We start from the raw sequence: 15,425 nt of genomic DNA on the forward strand, positions 1-15,425 counted from the left end.
ACGGGCGCGCCGTCGGCTTTTGGCAAGGATGGGCAAGGAGGCTCGCAGATGTCCTATACGGAGACGATCGGTCCGCGCACGTACCGCTTCGCGGACCTGAAGACGCTGCTCGCGAAGGCGAGCCCGCTGCGTTCCGGCGACCAGCTCGCCGGCGTCGCGGCGGCGAGCGAAGAGGAGCGCGTGGCCGCGAAGATCGCGCTCGCGGGCGTGCCGCTGAAGGCGTTCCTGAACGAGGCGGTGATTCCGTACGAAGACGACGAGGTCACGCGCCTGATCATCGACGATCACGACGCGCAGGCGTTCGCGGAAATCTCGCACCTCACCGTCGGCGATTTCCGCAACTGGCTGCTGTCGCCCGCGGCCGACGGCGCGGCGCTCGAACGGATCGCGCCGGGCCTCACGCCCGAGATGGTCGCGGCCGTGTCGAAGCTGATGCGCAACCAGGACCTGATCGCGGCCGCGCGCAAGCGCCGCGTCGTCACGCGCTTTCGCAACACGGTCGGGCTGGCCGGCCGGATGTCGGTGCGGCTGCAGCCGAACCACCCGACCGACGACGTGAAGGGCATCGCCGCGTCGATGCTCGACGGGCTGATGTACGGCTGCGGCGACGCGATGATCGGCATCAACCCGGCCACCGACAGCCTCGCGGCGATCGTCAAGCTGCTCGCGATGATCGACGCGTTCCGCGAACGCTACGGCGTGCCGACCCAGTCGTGCGTGCTCACGCACGTGACCAACACGATCGCGGCGATCGAGAAGGGCGCGCCGGTCGATCTCGTGTTCCAGTCGATCGCGGGCACGGAGAAAGCGAACGCGAGCTTCGGCATCTCGCTGGCCCTGCTCGGCGAGGCGCGCGAGGCCGCGTTGTCGCTGAAGCGCGGCACCGTCGGCAACAATCTGATGTATTTCGAGACGGGCCAGGGCAGCGCGCTGTCGGCGAACGCGCACTTCGGCGTCGACCAGCAGACCTGCGAAGTGCGCGCGTATGCGGTCGCGCGCAAGTTCGAGCCGTTCCTCGTGAACACGGTGGTCGGCTTCATCGGCCCCGAATACCTGTACGACGGCAAGCAGATCATCCGCGCGGGGCTCGAGGATCACTTCTGCGGGAAGCTGCTCGGCGTGCCGATGGGTTGCGACATCTGCTACACGAACCACGCGGAAGCCGACCAGGACGACATGGACACGCTGCTGACGCTGCTCGGGGCGGCCGGCATCAACTTCATCATGGGGATCCCGGGCGCGGACGACGTGATGCTGAACTACCAGAGCACGTCGTTCCACGACCAGCTCTACGTGCGCGAGGTGCTCGGGCTGCGCCGCGCGCCGGAATTCGAGGAATGGCTGGAGACGATGGAGATCGCCGACGCGCACGGCGTGCTGCGCACGGCGACGGCACGCGTGCCGCTGCTCGCGGGGGCGAACGACTGGATGGGGGTGTCCGCATGAGCGACGCCGTCGAGAAGAATCCGTGGGCGCAGCTGAAGTCGTTCACGAACGCGCGGATCGCGCTCGGCCGCGCGGGCAACAGCCTGCCGACCGCGCCGCTGCTGGCCTTCAACCTGTCGCATGCGCAGGCGCGCGACGCGGTGCACCAGCCGCTCGATGCGGACGCGCTGCGGCGCGAGATCGAGGCGGCCGGCCTGCTGCCGACGCTCGGCGTGCAGAGCGCCGCGCCGGATCGCGACCATTACCTGCGCCGGCCCGATCTCGGCCGCAAGCTGTCGGACGACAGCCGCGGGTTGCTGGCCGGCTACGGCGCGGCGCTCGACGAGGCGCCGGACGTCGTGTTCGTGGTCGGCGACGGGCTGTCGGCGTTCGCGGCCGCGAAGCAGGCGCTGCCGCTGCTGCAGGCCGTGCGGCCGCGGCTCGACGCGGACGGCTGGCGCGTCGGGCCGGTGGTGGTCGCGAAGCAGGCGCGCGTCGCGCTCGGCGACGAGATCGGCGAGCTGCTGCGCGCGAAGGTCGTCGCGATGCTGATCGGCGAACGGCCGGGGCTCAGCTCGCCGGACAGCCTCGGCGTGTACCTGACGTGGGCGCCGAAAGTCGGCTGCCACGATGCGCTGCGCAACTGCATCTCGAACGTGCGGCCCGAAGGGCTGCCGCATGCGGCAGCCGCGCACAAGCTGCATTACCTGATGACGCATGCGCGCCGCCTCGGGCTCACCGGCGTGGGGCTGAAGGACGACAGCGATGCGCTGCCGCCGCCGGCGGAAGCCGGGCGGATCGGCGCGGCGTGACTACCTGAACAGCCGCTCGCACAGGAAATCGACGAACACGCGCAGCTTCGGCGACAACTGCCGGCTCGACGGCCACACGATCGAGAACTGCCCCGGCGCGATCCGGTAGTCGTCGAGCACGGTGACGAGCGCGCCGTGTTCGAGTGCGTCGCGCGCGAGGAAGTCGGGCATGTAGCCGATGCCGAGCCCCGCGAGCACGGTGCCGCGCAACGCCTCCATGTTGTTGCAGGTCATCGCGGTGCGCAGCTTCAGCGGCGTGCCGTCGTCGGCCGCGAGCGCCCAGTCCTGCAGCTTGCCGGTGGTCGGGAAGCAGTAGCGTATGCAGTCGTGCGCCTCGAGGTCGCGCGGCGTGCGCGGCGTGCCGGCCTGCGCGAGATACGCGGGCGTCGCGCACAGCACGAACGCGAACGGGCCGAGCCGCCGCGACATCAGGCTCGAATCGGACAGCGGGCCGCTGCGGATCACCGCGTCGAACCCGCCCTCGACGACGTCGACCATCCGGTCGTTGAAATCGAGATCGAGCTCGACGTCCGGATAGCGCTGCCGGAATTCCGGCAGTACGGGCAGCAGGAAGCGGTAGCCGATCACCGGCAGGCTCACGCGCAGCCTGCCGCGCGGGCGCTGCGCGGACGCCGTCACGGCCGCTTCCGCATCGCGGAAATCCTCGAGGATCCGCTGGCAGCGTTCGTAGAAGTGTCGTCCCTCGTCGGTGAGCGTGACGCGTCGCGTCGTGCGGTTGAACAGGCGCACGCCGAGCGACTGTTCGAGTTTCGCGATCGTCTTGCCGACCGCCGACGCCGAAATGCCGAGCGCACGGCCGGCCGCGACGAAGCTCAACGCTTCGGCGGTGCGGACGAACGCGACGATGCCGGAGAGGTTTTCCATCGTTCCATCGAATCGAAGGGCACAAGACGACGCTCGCGCCACGGGAATTACGGAATTTTAGTCCGTTATATGCGGAGCTTTGCGTAGTTTTTCGCGGATTGAATCGGATTTATCTTCTGTTGCTCTGACGGCGCAGCCGCGCCGGCTTTTCGAGGAGCGATGATGGATCACCCTGTATCAGCCGTTTCGGCCCAGTCGGCGCGCCGGCGCGCATGGGTGCTGGCCGCCGTCTGCATGGCCGCCGTCGCGCTGCCGCTGTCGTTTTCGGGCGGCGCGGTCGCGACGCCGGCCATCGGCCGCGATCTGCACGGCAGCCCGGTCGCGATGAACTGGATCACCAACGCGTTCATGCTCGCGTTCGGCAGCTTCCTGATGGCGTCGGGCGCGCTCGCCGACCAGTTCGGGCGCAAGCGCGTGTTCGCGATCGGCGTCGGCGGCTTCACGCTGATGTCGGTCGCGCTCGCGTTCGCGCCGTCGATGCTCGCGGTCGACCTGCTGCGCGCCGCGCAAGGGCTCGCGGCCGCCGCGGCGCTCGCCGGCGGTACCGCCGCGCTCGCGCAGGAGTTCGACGGCGCGGCGCGCACGCGTGCGTTCAGCCTGCTCGGCACGACCTTCGGCATCGGGCTCGCGTTCGGGCCCGTGCTCGCCGGCGGCCTGATCGGGCACTACGGCTGGCGCGCGATCTTCATGACGAGCGCGGTGGCCGGCGTGTTGTCGCTCGTGTTCGGGCTGCCGCGCATGCACGAGTCGCGCGACCCGCACGCGACGGGGCTCGACTGGCCGGGCACGGCCGCGTTCACGGCCGCGCTGACGCTGTTCACGTTCGGCGTGATCGAGGCGCCCGCGCGCGGCGGGTCGAGCGCGCTCGTGATCGCGCTGCTGGCCGGGGCGGCGCTTGGCGCGGCTGCGTTCGTGAGGATCGAGACGCGTGTCGCGCGGCCGATGCTCGATCTGTCGCTGTTTCGCATCGCGCGCTTCGTCGGCGTGCAGGTGCTGCCGGTGTCGACCTGCTGCTGCTACATCGTGCTGCTCGTCGTGCTGCCGCTGCGCTTCATCGGCATCGACGGCTTCAGCGAGATCGACGCCGGCTGGCTGATGCTCGCGATCTCCGCGCCGATGCTGGTCGTGCCGTTCGTCGCGGCGACGCTCACGCGCTGGCTGTCGGCCGGCGTGATCTCGGGGCTCGGGCTCCTCGTCGCGGCGGCCGGGCTCGTGTGGCTGGGCATCGCGTTGCGCGGCGGCGCGGGGCCCGCGGCGATCGCGCCGATGCTCGCGATCGGCGTCGGCGCCGGCATGCCGTGGGGGCTGATGGACGGGCTGTCGGTGAGCGTCGTGCCGAAGGAGCGCGCGGGGATGGCGACGGGCATTTTCAGCACGACGCGGGTGGCCGGCGAGGGGATCGCGCTGGCGATCGTCGGCGCGGTGCTGGCCGCGCTCGCGCGGACCGGGCTGACGCAGGCGGCGGGCGCGGCCGGCACGCCGGACGCGACGCTGCGGGCGGCCGCACGGCTCGCGACCGGCGATCTCGCGGGCGCGGCCGCCGCGTTGCCGGGCGTCGGGCACGCGGCGTTGATCTCGAGCTACGCGCATGCGTTCGACCGGCTGCTGACCGGGCTGGCCGTCGTTACCGTGTTGTGTGCCGCCGTGGTGTTCGCGTTTCTCGGCGGGCGGGCCGCCGTGGCTGAAACGCCTGAAGCGGATGACGGCGCCGGCGCGCCAGTGCGCGGCCGGATCGAACCGGCCTGCGCGGAAACGCACGGACGTTGAGCGTTGCGTCGTCGCGCGTGGATCACACGCGACGCGTCATGCGAGCACGAGCGGCGGCAGCGCCGCATCGGCCCGCGCCTGTGCCCGTTCCACGTCGACCACCACATAGCGCAACGCATCGGGCCACAGGTGCGCGCGGCTTCCCGCATCCTCGTCGATCGTCGCGCGTCCCTGCACGAGCCAGGTCGTCTGGCGCACGAAATCGACGAACAGCAGCGCGATCGCGGGATTCACGAGCAGGTTGCCGATCGTATTGAAGAGGTTGTTGCCCGCGAAGTCGGGCAGCACGAGCGTGCGGCGGTCGGGCAGGTGGACGAGCGGCTCGAACGAGCCGTCGCCGCGCGGCTGGCGGCCGCGGTACGAGCAGTCGCCGTTGCCGGCCGCGTCGGCGGTCGCGACGATCAGGAAGGCCTGCTCGCGGATGAACGCGATGGCGTCGTCGGTCAGCGGGCACGGGTCGTTCATGGTGTCGGGCGGCGCGAATGCCGTTGCGTGTCGATCGTCGGGTCGCACGCAAGCGACATGCCACGCGGCGCGGCCCGCATCCGCGTGCAGCGCAGTGCCGCGCACTGTGGAAATTTCGAACACCGGCCGCGCCGCTGCGCAATCGCGGTGTTCAGAATCGGCGCACCGGTCGTGCTTCACGCGTGAACACCGCACGGTGCGCACACGGGCCGGCGGCGATCGACGTGGTCATGTCCTGTTTGGCACGCATGTTGCGTAAACGGATGCAGCGCATTCCAACCGGCGCTGCATCCACACAAAGCACGATGAACAGGAGACATGTATGAACCCGTTTGACCTGAAGCAACTGGGCCTCGACGTCGAATACCCGTACCGTCAGCAGTACGACAACTACATCGGCGGCAAGTGGGTCGCGCCGGTGAAGGGCGAGTATTTCGAGAACGTGTCGCCGATCAACGGCCAGCCGTTCTGCCGCGTGCCGCGCTCGGGCGCCGACGACATCGAACTGGCGCTCGACGCCGCGCACGCCGCGCGCCGCAAGTGGGGCAAGACGTCCGTGGCCGAGCGCGCGAACCTGCTGCTCGCCGCCGCCGACCGGATGGAAAAGAACCTGAAGCTGCTGGCCGTGGCCGAGACGATCGACAACGGCAAGCCGCTGCGCGAGACGATGGCCGCCGACCTGCCGCTCGCGATCGACCACTTCCGCTACTTCGCGGGCTGCATCCGCGCGCAAGAGGGCGGCATCTCCGAGATCGACGACAACACCGTCGCGTACCACTTCCATGAACCGCTCGGCGTGGTCGGCCAGATCATCCCGTGGAACTTCCCGCTGCTGATGGCCGCGTGGAAGCTCGCGCCGGCGCTCGCGGCCGGCTGCTGCGTCGTGATGAAGCCGGCCGAGCAGACGCCCGCGTCGGTGCTGGTGCTGATGGAGCTGATCGGCGACCTGTTCCCGGCCGGCACGATCAACATCGTGAACGGCTTCGGCAAGGAAGCGGGCGAAGCGCTCGCGACCAGCAAGCGGATCGCGAAGATCGCGTTCACGGGCTCGACGCCGGTCGGCAAGCACATCCTGCGTGCCGCGGCCGAGAGCCTGATCCCGTCGACGGTCGAACTGGGCGGCAAGAGCCCGAACATCTTCTTCGCCGACGTGCTCGACCAGGACGACGCGTTCCTCGACAAGGCGCTCGAAGGGCTCGCGATGTTCGCGCTGAACCAGGGCGAAGTGTGCACGTGCCCGTCGCGGATCCTGATCCAGGAATCGATCTACGAACGCTTCATCGAGAAGGCCGTCGCGCGCGTCGAACGCATCAAGGCCGGCCACCCGCTCGACCTGCAGACGATGATCGGCGCGCAGGCGTCGCAGCAGCAGCTCGACAAGATCCTGTCGTACATCGACATCGGCCGCGGCGAAGGCGCGCAATGCCTGACGGGCGGCGAGCGCACGGCGCCGGCCGCGGAACTCGGCACGGGCTACTACGTGAAGCCGACGATGCTGCTCGGCAACAACAAGATGCGCGTGTTCCAGGAAGAGATCTTCGGGCCGGTCGCGTCGGTGATGACGTTCAAGGACGAGCAGGAAGCGATCGAACTCGCGAACGACACGTTCTACGGGCTCGGCGCCGGTGTGTGGACGCGCAACGGCACGCGTGCGTACCGGATGGGCCGCGAGGTCGAGGCCGGCCGCGTGTGGACCAACTGCTATCACCTGTACCCCGCGCATGCGGCGTTCGGCGGCTACAAGCAGTCGGGGATCGGCCGCGAGACGCACAAGATGGCGCTGTCGAACTATCAGCAGACGAAGTGCCTGCTGGTGAGCTATCAGGCCGAGGCGCTCGGGTTCTTCTGATCGCCGACACGGGGGCAAGCGCCGGGACGCGCCGGCCGGCAGCGCAACGCCGGCCGGTGCGGTTGCCGGTCTTTCACGGCGACGCGCGCAGCGCATACGGTGCCGGGCGCGCTCGCGCGGCGCCTGGCCCGTTTCGATTTCGACATTCGGCGCCGGCGCTGCATCGTCGCATCCGGCACCGGAGACGACACCGGCGGCCGCCCGTTCGCGGCGGCACGGTGCGCTCACGCGCTTAACAAGAACCAGCATGGCAGAACCGCCCCGATCCTTTCCGCGTCACCCGGTATTTCATCCGGGTGAACTCGACGCGCAGCACCGCTTCGGCGTCGCCGACGAAGCCGAGCGGATGAGCGACGTCGTGACGACGCGCCTGAGCATCGGCGTGCGGCAGTTCGTCGAATCGCAGCCGTTCATGTTCGTCGGCGCAGCGGGCGGCACCGGCGGTGTCGTGACCTGCGACATCGTGCAGAGCCTGCGCGATGCGAACGGCGATCTGCTGCCCGTCGTTCGCGTGATCGACACGAAGACGCTGCGGTTCGCGTTGCCCACACATGACGGCGGCGGCCGGATCGCGTCGGCCGTGTACGACGGCAGCGGTGTCGGGTTGCTGTTCGTCGATTTCGTGCGCGGGATCCGGTACCGGATCAACGGCCGCGCCACGTTGCGGGCCGATCAGCCCGAAGCGGACGCGGCGCCGTGGGCGGCGGGCAGCACGATCGTCGAGCTGGCGGTCGCGCAGGCGTACGGCAACTGCGGCACGCGGGTCGTGCGGCTGAAGCCGGCCGGCTAGCCGGTGTGCGGGAGCCGGTCGCGGCACGGATGCGCGGTCGCGGCGCATGTTGCACCGCGTATCGCACCGGCGGCGTGCGCGCGCCGCCGCCTTCGGGTGCGCCCGCATGGCGCGTATCGGCCGGACAGCGTGCAATGGCGGGCGATTCGCCGGGCCATGCGGTTCGGCACGGGACTTGCGTGACAGGCGCGGTTCCGCGCAGGTGAGGGAGGACACGATGGATCAATACGTGGCGTGCAGGGAAGAACCGACCGCCGAAGACACGCGGCGCAATGCGCAGGGCGACGATGCGCTGGCCGGGCAGGCGGTCGTCAGCGTCGCGCACGATGCGGACGAGCAGGCGCGCAACCTGATCGGCTGGCGGCAGACCTACGACCAGCTCGCGGCCGGCCGCTTCGTCGGCACGCTGACCGAGCTGCCGCTCGACACGATGAAGCTGTTTCGCGAATCGACGAGCCACCTGCTGCGTCAGGCGTGCGAAGTGCGCGGCGACGCGTACTGGTTCGGCATTCCGCTCGTGTCCGACGGCACGGCGCGCGTCGATGCGTGCCGCATCGGGCCCGGTGCGCTCGCGTTCCGGCCCGGCAACGTCGAATTCGAACTGGTGACGCCCGCGCAGTTCTCGATCTACGGCGTCGTCGTGCGCGGCGACGTGCTGCGCCGCTACGCGCAGGAGGTCGAACGCCGTGCGCTCGACGAGCGGCTGTTCACGCAGTGCGTGATGCAGGTCGGCGATGCGCGGCTCGCGCGCCTGTGCGCGCTGCTCGGCCGCCGCCTCGACGGCGCGGTGGCGATGGCCGGCCCGCTGCCCGATGCGCAGCGCGACGACCTGCAGGCCGACGTGCTGGCCGCGCTGTTCGACGTGTGCGCGCACCCGGCCGACGACGGCAGCGGCGCCGCGCCGTCGACGCGGCGCTGGATCGTCGATCAGGCGCGCGACTACGTGCTCGCGCACCGTACGCGCCCGGTCGGCGTGCCGGAATTGTGCGAGCAGTTGCACGTGAGCCGGCGCACGCTGCAGTACTGCTTCCAGGACGTGCTCGGGATGGCGCCCGCGACCTACCTGCGCACGCTGCGGCTGAACGGCGCGCGGCGCGACCTGTGCGGCCGCGCGGCCGGCTCGGTGCAGGATGTCGCGGAGGCATGGGGCTTCTGGCACCTGAGCCAGTTCGCGACCGATTACCGGCGCCTGTTCGGCAAGCGGCCGTCGGAGACGCTGCGCGATCGCGCGGTGCGGGTCGGCGCGGGGTGACGAAGGCGGCGGGGGCGACGTTCCGACTCGCTGCCGCACCCGGGTTCCTTATCCGGTGGCCGCCGCCGCATCGCGCGGTGCGGGCCACGGCAGCCCATCCCAGTCGACGTTCCGGTAAGCGGCTTCGACCGCCGCGAGATCGTCCGGCCGCTCGCTGCGGTGCAGCCCGCGCAATTCGGCCGGCAATTCGAGTTCGACCGGTACGCAATGCGGATAGTCGCGCACGCGCAGCGCCGGCCCGATCGTCGTGAAGCACGCGAGCGTCGGCACGTCGAAACCGTCGGCGAGATGCAAGGCGGCCGTGTCGGGCGCGAACAGCAGGCGGGCGCCCTTGACCCACGAGATGAAGCGCGCGGTGTCGGTGGCGTCGCCGCTCACGTCGACGTAGTGGGGATGCGCGACCGGGCCGAAACCGGCCACCGGCAGCCCGTAGCGCTGCACGAGCCGATCCACGAATGCCGCGCGCAGCGCGGGCGGCACGCTGCGCACGGCGGTGCTCGCGTTCGGGCAGAACAGGACGTACGGCCGCTGCCACGCGGCCGGCAGCGCGGGCAGCGGCAGCCGGGCGAGCCAGCGGTTGCGCTTCGCGGCGGCCGGTACGGCGGCCGGGTCGACGCCGAGCGCATCCAGGAAGAAATCGATCATCGGCAGCCGCGCGAATGCGGGCCAGTACAGGTGATTGCCGACGTCGATGCATGGCGCATCGGCGGGCAGCGCGTCGACCGGGCACGGCAGCGTGCGCGACGGCGCGACGACGTCGGCCGCGAGCGCATACAGCGTGTCGACATAGCGCGGCGCGCGGGCCGGCCGGTACAGCGTGAAACGCAGGCCCGGGTGGGCCGCACGCAGCGCGGCGACGGCCGTCAGCCCGATCACCGAATCGCCGAGCGTGACGCCCATTCCGTTGATCACGTGCACGTGCCGCGCGTCGTCGTAATCGAGCCGGAACGGCCGATGCGCGGCGTGCAGCAGGCCGAGCGCGGGCGCGGCCGGCACGTGGCCGTCGGCACGCAGGTTGCCGGACTCGAGGTCGTACGGCGCGACGAGCGCGCCGTCGGGCGCGAGCAGCGTGCCGGGGCAGGCCAGCGCGTCCTCATGCGACAGCCCGGCGCCGGGCGGCGCGGTGTGCGTGTCCACCGTCACCCGCCGCGCGCCCGGCGGCCTTGCTCGCGGATCTGTTCGAGCGTCGCGGCCGGCGTGCTGGCGTCCTGCGGGATGCGGATCTCGATCACCGCGGGCAACCCGCAGGTCAGCGCGCGCTCGAGCGCGGGCGCGAATTCGGCGGTGCGCTCGACCGTCTCGCCATGCGCGCCGAATGCACGCGCATAGGCGGCGAAATCGGGATTCGTGAGCCCCGTGCCGTGCACGCGGCCCGGATAGTTGCGCTCCTGATGCATGCGGATCGTGCCGAAATGCCCGTTGTTGACGACGATCGCGACGATGTTCAGCCCGTACTGCATCGCGGTCGCGAGTTCGTTGCCGGCCATCATGAAGCAGCCGTCGCCCGCCAGCGCGACGACCGCGCGCGACGGGTACAGCGACTTCGCGGCGAGCGCGGCCGGCAGCCCGTAGCCCATCGCGCCGCTGGTCGGCGCGAGCTGCGAACGGAAGTGCCGGTACGCGAAGTGGCGATGCAGCCAGATCGCATAGTTGCCGGCGCCGTTGGTCAGGATCGCGTCGTGCGGCAGGCGCTCGCGCAACTGCACCATCACGTCGCCGAGCTGGACGTCGCCGGGCATCGGCAGCGGCGCATGCCATTCGCGGTACGCGCGATGGGCGTCGGCGGCCGCGCCGGCCCATGCCGGACGGTCGGGCGGCTCGAGCGCGGCAAGCGGCGCGGCGATCTCGGGCATTCCCGACACGATCGGCAGGTCGGCCGCATACACGCGGCCGAGTTCGTCGGCGCCCTGGTGCACGTGGATCAGCGTCTGGCGCGTTTTCGGGATGTCGAGCAGCGTATAGCCGCCGGTCGTGGCTTCGCCGAGGCGCGGCCCGATCACGAGCAGCAGGTCGGCGTCGCGGATGCGCTTCGCGAGCGCAGGGTTGATCCCGAGGCCGACGTCGCCCGCGTAGTTCGGGTGCGCGTTGTCGATCGTGTCCTGGAAGCGGAACGCGCACGCGACCGGCAGTTGCCAGCGTTCGACGAAGGTGCGCAGGTTCGCGCACGCGTCGGGCGTCCAGCCGCTGCCGCCGACGATCGCGAACGGCCGCTCCGCGCGCGCGAGCCGCTCGCGCAGCTCGTCGAGCTGCGCGGCCGACGGCGCGGCCGCGACGCGTTTCGCGGCCGGCACGACGGGTTGGGACGCGCACGCTTCGGACAGCACGTCCTCCGGCAGCGCGAGCACGACCGGGCCGGGCCGGCCCGACGTCGCGACGTGAAACGCATGGCTCAGGTATTCGGGGAGGCGGCGCGGGTCGTCGATCTGCGCGACCCATTTCGCCATCTGGCCGAACATCCGGCGGTAGTCGATTTCCTGGAAGGCTTCGCGGTCGAGGTGCTCGCGTGCGCATTGGCCGACGAACAGGATCATCGGCGTCGAATCCTGGAACGCGGTGTGCACGCCGATCGACGCATGGGTCGCGCCGGGCCCGCGCGTGACGAATGCGATGCCGGGACGGCCGGTCAGCTTGCCGACCGCTTCGGCCATGTTCGCGGCGGCCGCCTCGTGACGGCAGACGACCGTCTGGATGCGCGCGGTGTCGTCCGCCAGCGCATCGAGTACGGCGAGGAAGCTTTCGCCCGGCACGCAGAAGACGCGTTCGACGTGATTGGCGAGCAACGCATCGACGAGCAGTCGCGCACCGGTGGTGGCGCGCGGCTCGAGATCCTTGGCATGCGACATGGGCTGCCGTCTCCCTGGGTAGCGGGACGTACAGCTTACGCCCGTTGGCCGGGCGCTGAAAAGTGCCGCGGGCAAGCGGGGTGGCGCTGCTTGACCCTCGCGCTGTACTGGAATCCCAAGGCGCGCGAGGATCGCGCCGCGATCATGGACCATATCGGCCAGGACGATCCGCTGGCCGCGCTCGAACTGGACGAACTGCTGGAGGAGAAGGCAGCGGCGTTGCCGGCGCGCGCGGAACTGTATCGGCGAGGGCGCGTGGCAAGTACGCGCGAACTGGTGATTGCGCCGAACCATGTGCTCGTCTATCGCATTCGACCCACCGAGCACATCGTGGCAATTCTTCGCGTGTTGCATGCGCGACGACAGTGGCCGTGATGGCGTCATGCGGATACATGGCTTGCATCGAGCCTGTCGCGGTGTGCATGAACCCCGCCCGCGAGCGGAAGAAGATCATCCCGACAAACCGATCGCCGCTCACGCTGTGCCGCTCGACGTCGTGCTCGTGACCCACAACGAGCGGGACTTCGCCGGTTATCCGGGCTTGCGGCTCGAGAACGGGTTGAACGACTGATGCACGCCCGTTAGCGCCCGGCGGCCATGCGGGACATCGTGACCCGCGTGGCCGCCGGAACCCGCATCAGCACTCGACGATGTTCACCGCCAGCCCGCCGCGCGACGTTTCCTTGTACTTCGTCTTCATGTCGGCGCCGGTCTCGCGCATCGTCTTGATCACGGAGTCGAGCGACACGTAGTGCGAGCCGTCGCCGCGCAGCGCCATGCGCGCCGCATTGACGGCCTTCACCGACGCCATCGCGTTGCGCTCGATGCACGGGATCTGCACCATCCCGCCGACCGGGTCGCAGGTGAGGCCGAGGTTGTGTTCCATGCCGATCTCGGCCGCGTTCTCGACCTGCTGCGGCGTGCCGCCGAGCACGGCCGCGAGCGCGCCGGCCGCCATCGAGCACGCGACACCCACTTCGCCCTGGCAGCCGACTTCCGCGCCCGAGATCGACGCGTTGAGCTTGTACAGAATGCCGATCGCGGCGGCCGTCAGCAGGAAGTCGATCACGCCTTGCTCGTTCGCGCCGGGCGTGAAGCGCGTGTAGTAGTGCAGCACGGCCGGGATGATGCCGGCCGCACCGTTGGTCGGCGCGGTGACCACGCGGCCGCCGGCCGCGTTTTCCTCGTTGACCGCGATCGCGTACAGGTTGATCCAGTCGATCATCGACAGCGGATCCTGCAGCGCGCGCTCCGGGCTGCCGGTCAGCGTGCGGTACAGTTGCGGCGCGCGGCGCTTGACCTGGAACGGGCCGGGCAGGTTGCCGTCGGCGTCGGGGTTGCCGATCCCGCAGCCGCGCGACACGCACGATTGCATCACGGCCCAGATCTTCAGCAGCCCGTCGCGCGTTTCTTCCTCGGTGTGCCACGCGCGCTCGTTTTCCCACATCAGCTGCGCGATCGACTTGCCGGTCGACGCGGTCAGCGCGAGCAGCTCGGCGCCGGTGCGGAACGGGTGCGTCATCTGCTCGGCCGCACTCAGCACCTTCGTGTTCGGCGCGCCGGCCGTCACGACGAAGCCGCCGCCGACCGACAGGTAGGTGCGCTCGACCAGTACCGCGCCGTTCGCGTCGCTCGCGCGCAGCTTCATCCCGTTCGGATGCTCGGGCAGCGCCTGGCGGTAGAACGCGATGTTCTCCTTCAGCACGAACGGCACCGGATGCGTGCCGAGCAGCGCGAGTTTCTTCGACTGGCGGACGTCTTCCAGCCGCGCGTCGATCGTGTCGGGATCGACGGTGTCGGGCGCGTCGCCGAGCAGGCCGAGCATCACGCCGCGGTCGGTGCCGTGGCCCTTGCCGGTCGCGCCGAGCGAGCCGTACAGCTCGACCTTCACGTGGGCCGTCGCGTCGAGCAGCCCGTCGCGCTCGAGGCCCTGGACGAACATCAGCGCCGCGCGCATCGGCCCGACCGTGTGCGAACTGGACGGACCGATGCCGATCTTGAAGAGGTCAAACACGCTGACTGCCATTTCGATACCTGCCTTGCTTTAAGAGTAGTGCTAGCGCGCCTGCAATGGCAGGCACGCGGCGAGCCATGCGGGCGGTGTTGGGGAAAGCTGCTGCGCGACGCGGGCATAGCGCCCGTCGAGCCGCGCGGCCAGATGGAAGAGTTCGGTGGCGTTTTTCGGGTCCCACTGCCCCGTGTAGCCCGGCAAGCCGGCCTCGCGGCGCTTCGCGTCGAACGGCACCGGCGAATTCACGAATTCCTCGTGGGTCTTCTCGCCGAGCGCGTACGGCACGAGCCAGTCGAGCGCCGCCGCGAGCGTCGCGCCGTTCGCGCCGCGTTCGCGCAGCCAGTTGCGGTTGAAGCGGCGCGCGGCGAGCGCGGCCGTCACCAGCGGCTGCAGGTCGTAGACCGCGTAATGCAGCGCATCGCGTTCCTCGAAGTCCCATGTCTTGCCGTCCGGGCCGATGTTGTCGGCGAGATGCTCGACGAACAGCCGTTGCGCGGCGTTCATCATCTTGCGGTCGCCGAGCGTGAACGCGGACAGCGCGATCAGCTTGATCCGGTGGCTCTGCCAGTTGTTGCGCCAGGTGCCGGTGAGCGGGCGCTTCTGCGCGTCGATCTGCGCGACGTAGCCGGCGCCGAGCTTCGCGATGAACGCGGCCGTCGCGTTGCGCGTTTTTACCGGCAGCGCGCTCGCGGTCATGTCGTACGCGACGATCAGGCTCTCGAAGCGCGTTTCGTCGATCGGATTGAAGCTCGGCTGGTAGGTCGAGACCCACGCGGACAGGAAGCGGTCGACGAGCTGCAGGTAGCGCGGCGCGTTCGTCACGCGCCACGCGAGCGCCGCGTCGCGCATCAGGTCCATGTCCTTCAGCGCGGCCGCACTCTGGTCGTAGATGCCTTCGTGCGGCAGCGTGCCCTCGGTGTGCACGCGCGCCATCGCCTTCGGCTGCTCGCCGATGCGCGCGTCGACGCTGCGGATCAGCGCCTGCACGCCCGGCTCGGCCTGCGTCGTCTCGCTCGCCTGCAGCGCCGGCGCCGCGCAGAAATTCATCGCCGCGCGCGCCCCGCCGGACGCGCCGAGGCCGGCGGCGGCAAGCGACAGCGAGGCGACGAGCATCGGCACGAAACGACCGGCACGCGCGTGCGGCCGCGTCCTGTTTGCACCATGGCCCGGAAACATCGGACGCACCATGCGGAACTCCTTCATTGGCTGGATCGCGTGTGATGTTAGCCGGATTGGCGGGGGAACGTGAACCGGTTCGCCCGGCGAACGCAAAAACCGCACGCAACCCCGGGTTGCGTGCGGTGCGGTCATGGTCGGGCGGCGCCG

The 15,425-nt window shown here is 70.3% G+C and carries 13 protein-coding genes and 1 pseudogene; 8 read left to right on the forward strand and 6 right to left on the reverse strand.

Annotated features, from left to right (window positions below; genetic code table 11):
* Positions 1–48 precede the first annotated feature (48 nt).
* Both WJ12_RS00675 and eutC read left to right on the forward strand, forming a co-directional pair.
* Entirely contained in the window at positions 49–1,446 is a 1,398-nt protein-coding gene (locus tag WJ12_RS00675) for an ethanolamine ammonia-lyase subunit EutB (RefSeq protein ID WP_034188149.1), read from the forward strand.
* The gene (gene eutC / locus WJ12_RS00680; RefSeq protein WP_034188148.1) at positions 1,443–2,237 is read left to right on the forward strand and encodes an ethanolamine ammonia-lyase subunit EutC; all 795 of its coding nucleotides are present in this window, start codon (positions 1,443–1,445) and stop codon (positions 2,235–2,237) included. Before WJ12_RS00675 ends, eutC begins: the two co-directional genes overlap by 4 nt.
* On the opposite strand, the gene WJ12_RS00685 is transcribed toward eutC, so the two are convergent.
* Positions 2,238–3,122 carry a LysR family transcriptional regulator gene (locus WJ12_RS00685; protein ID WP_059559446.1) on the reverse strand — a complete coding sequence of 295 codons (885 nt, stop codon included), beginning with the start codon at positions 3,120–3,122 and terminating at the stop codon, positions 2,238–2,240. It lies immediately after the preceding gene.
* A gap of 162 nt (positions 3,123–3,284) precedes the next feature.
* Between WJ12_RS00685 and WJ12_RS00690 the strand changes: the two genes are divergently transcribed.
* On the forward strand, positions 3,285–4,889 hold the full coding sequence (locus WJ12_RS00690) for an MFS transporter (RefSeq protein WP_059559443.1): 1,605 nt from the start codon (positions 3,285–3,287) through the stop codon (positions 4,887–4,889).
* A 36-nt stretch (positions 4,890–4,925) separates the two neighbouring features.
* Here the strand turns inward: WJ12_RS00690 and WJ12_RS00695 are convergent, their stop codons facing one another.
* A complete protein-coding gene (locus WJ12_RS00695; protein WP_059559541.1) occupies positions 4,926–5,354 on the reverse strand; it encodes a pyridoxamine 5'-phosphate oxidase family protein in 429 nt (142 codons plus the stop codon).
* Positions 5,355–5,676: 322 nt separating this feature from the next.
* On the opposite strand from WJ12_RS00695, the gene exaC reads away from it, so the two are divergent.
* The 3 genes from exaC (at position 5,677) to WJ12_RS00710 (ending at position 9,245) form a co-directional block, all read left to right on the forward strand.
* Complete coding sequence (gene exaC, locus WJ12_RS00700) at positions 5,677–7,203, forward strand: acetaldehyde dehydrogenase ExaC (RefSeq protein WP_034188145.1); 1,527 nt, start codon at positions 5,677–5,679, stop codon at positions 7,201–7,203.
* A 247-nt stretch (positions 7,204–7,450) separates the two neighbouring features.
* Positions 7,451–7,993 carry a pyridoxamine 5'-phosphate oxidase family protein gene (locus WJ12_RS00705; RefSeq protein WP_059559440.1) on the forward strand — a complete coding sequence of 181 codons (543 nt, stop codon included), beginning with the start codon at positions 7,451–7,453 and terminating at the stop codon, positions 7,991–7,993.
* A 217-nt stretch (positions 7,994–8,210) separates the two neighbouring features.
* The gene (locus tag WJ12_RS00710) at positions 8,211–9,245 is read left to right on the forward strand and encodes a helix-turn-helix domain-containing protein (RefSeq protein WP_034188143.1); all 1,035 of its coding nucleotides are present in this window, start codon (positions 8,211–8,213) and stop codon (positions 9,243–9,245) included.
* 48 nt (positions 9,246–9,293) lie between these two features.
* On the opposite strand, the gene WJ12_RS00715 is transcribed toward WJ12_RS00710, so the two are convergent.
* Entirely contained in the window at positions 9,294–10,388 is a 1,095-nt protein-coding gene (locus WJ12_RS00715; protein WP_059559438.1) for a glycosyltransferase family 9 protein, read from the reverse strand.
* Positions 10,385–12,088 carry a thiamine pyrophosphate-binding protein gene (locus WJ12_RS00720; RefSeq protein ID WP_059559435.1) on the reverse strand — a complete coding sequence of 568 codons (1,704 nt, stop codon included), beginning with the start codon at positions 12,086–12,088 and terminating at the stop codon, positions 10,385–10,387. Before WJ12_RS00720 ends, WJ12_RS00715 begins: the two co-directional genes overlap by 4 nt.
* A gap of 90 nt (positions 12,089–12,178) precedes the next feature.
* Here WJ12_RS00720 and WJ12_RS00725 point away from each other — a divergent pair, with 90 nt between their 5' ends.
* Together WJ12_RS00725 and WJ12_RS00730 are read left to right on the forward strand one after the other, a co-directional pair.
* Complete coding sequence (locus WJ12_RS00725; RefSeq protein WP_059559433.1) at positions 12,179–12,463, forward strand: type II toxin-antitoxin system RelE/ParE family toxin; 285 nt, start codon at positions 12,179–12,181, stop codon at positions 12,461–12,463.
* Positions 12,464–12,536: 73 nt separating this feature from the next.
* A pseudogene (locus WJ12_RS00730) lies at positions 12,537–12,659 on the forward strand (VapC toxin family PIN domain ribonuclease); the annotation flags it as partial.
* A gap of 66 nt (positions 12,660–12,725) precedes the next feature.
* On the opposite strand, the gene WJ12_RS00735 reads toward WJ12_RS00730, so the two are convergent.
* Positions 12,726–14,114 (reverse strand): L-serine ammonia-lyase, encoded by a 1,389-nt coding sequence (locus tag WJ12_RS00735; protein ID WP_034188139.1) that lies wholly within the window; start codon positions 14,112–14,114, stop codon positions 12,726–12,728.
* Positions 14,115–14,144: 30 nt separating this feature from the next.
* A complete protein-coding gene (locus tag WJ12_RS00740; protein ID WP_034188244.1) occupies positions 14,145–15,287 on the reverse strand; it encodes an alginate lyase family protein in 1,143 nt (380 codons plus the stop codon).
* Positions 15,288–15,425 lie beyond the last annotated feature (138 nt).

The sequence above is a fragment of the Burkholderia seminalis genome (assembly GCF_001718535.1).
Lineage (GTDB): Bacteria > Pseudomonadota > Gammaproteobacteria > Burkholderiales > Burkholderiaceae > Burkholderia > Burkholderia seminalis.